Annotated in this window: 2 protein-coding genes; one reads left to right on the forward strand and one right to left on the reverse strand. The window is 48.2% G+C overall.

Translation table 11 applies throughout. The features are described 5' to 3' along the window. Nucleotides 1-195, forward strand: a 195-nt coding sequence (locus tag WAO56_RS11550; RefSeq protein ID WP_422146368.1) for a DUF456 family protein, incomplete at its 5' end; no start/stop codon positions are given. A gap of 90 nt (nucleotides 196-285) precedes the next feature. On the opposite strand, the gene WAO56_RS11555 is transcribed toward WAO56_RS11550, so the two are convergent. Continuing rightward, on the reverse strand, nucleotides 286-1,476 hold the full coding sequence (locus WAO56_RS11555; protein ID WP_422146369.1) for a pyridoxal phosphate-dependent aminotransferase: 1,191 nt from the start codon (nucleotides 1,474-1,476) through the stop codon (nucleotides 286-288). Between the last annotated feature and the right edge of the window lie 218 nt (nucleotides 1,477-1,694).

Genomic DNA, 1,694 nt, shown 5'->3' on the forward strand with positions numbered 1-1,694 from the left:
CTTCTGCTCGGGCCTTTCGGACTCATCTTCGGTCCCTTCATCGGCGCGGTGGCAGGAGAGCTGTACCGCAGAAGTTCCTTTGATAAGGCCTTTCAGGTGGGGTTTGGAACGCTTATCGGTTTTTTAGGCGGGACAGTTCTCAAACTGATGGTGGAGGGCGTCATGATCATCTGGTTCTTTATGACCATACTTTAGACATCACTGATAAAAATGCCATTAATATATTAAGGAAGATACTATGTTAAAGAGCCCCCGCCCGGCAGAAGGGCGGGGGCTTTGCTGTTCTTAACGCGTCATTCCCAGTTCGGCGGCCAGGGCTTTAAAAGCCGGCAGTGAGTTTAGAATAATCTGCTTGTCAATACAATAAGCCATCCGGAAGTAGCCGGGCTTCCCGAAACCGCTGCCGGGTACCAGGAGGAGATTGTATTTTTGGGCTTTTCTGATGAATTTCACATCGTCCGGAAGCGGCGATTTTGGAAACAGGTAAAATGCCCCCCGGGGTTTAATCATTTCAAAGCCCAGTTCTGTTAAGCTGTTGTACAGAATATCCCTTTTTTCCTGGTATTCCTGGATATTCACACTTTCCTCCTGCAGCCCGGTAACCAGCCGCTGCATCAAGGCCGGAGCGTTGACGAAGCCCAGGGTGCGGTTACAGAAGATCAGGCCTTCTTCAAGCAGGGCGCCGTCTTCGATCCGGGGTGAAAAAGCGATATAGCCGATACGTTCCCCCGGCAGGGCCAGATCCTTACTGTGCGAAGTTACAACGATACTGTTTTTAATTTGTTTGAAGACACTGGGGAGTTTGATTCCGTCATAGACAATCTTGGCGTAGGGTTCATCCGAGATTACATAGATGGGTTGGCCGGTGAGCTTTTCCTTTGTTTCCAGCAGAGCCCCCAGGGCTGTAAGGGATTCACCGCTGTAAATTACGCCGGTGGGGTTATTGGGTGAGTTAATTAATACCGCCCTGGTCCGGGGGGTGACGGCCGCGCTGATGGAATCCAGATCAAGCTGGAAATCCCGGGCAGAGGGGGCTATTTTAAACAAACCGCCATGATTGTCGATATAAAATTTGTATTCGACAAAAAATGGAGAAATTAGAATGACTTCATCACCGGGATCCAGAATCGTCTTCAGCACCACATTCAAAGCTCCCCCGGCGCCGCAGGTCATAATAATATTATTCTCAGAAAAGGGAAGGCCGGAGTTGTCTGCCAGTGCGTCTGCAACTGCACGGCGTGTCTCGGAATAACCGGCGTTGCTCATGTAACGGTGCATACCAGGCACCGGTTCAAGGGCCAGTTTCTTCAACTCTTCCTTAAAGGCAGCCGGAGGTTCTACATCGGGATTTCCCAGTGTATAATCATAAACATGCTCCGGACCGTGGATTTTTCTTAATTTTTCCCCTTCCTCGAACATTTTGCGGATAAAAGAAGCGTTTGCTAAAAAACCCTTTATTTTATTGGAAATTGTCATTGGGGTCACTCCTGTCAGGTGTAGTGTTGGTGTTATTTTACATCATTTTTGATAGTATTTCAAAGTATTTAATTGCCCCGGGCGCCCGGCAAAGAGTGACAAAACCTTTCATATAAACACCCTGGATAAGGAGGCAGGGTTATTCTATAATGGTTTTAGCCGGCGGTTAACTCGAAAAGAAGAGAGGTACACAAATGACAGCATTATCATGCTTAACC

The organism is Miniphocaeibacter sp. (genome assembly GCF_049276255.1).
GTDB lineage: Bacteria > Bacillota > Clostridia > Tissierellales > Peptoniphilaceae > Miniphocaeibacter.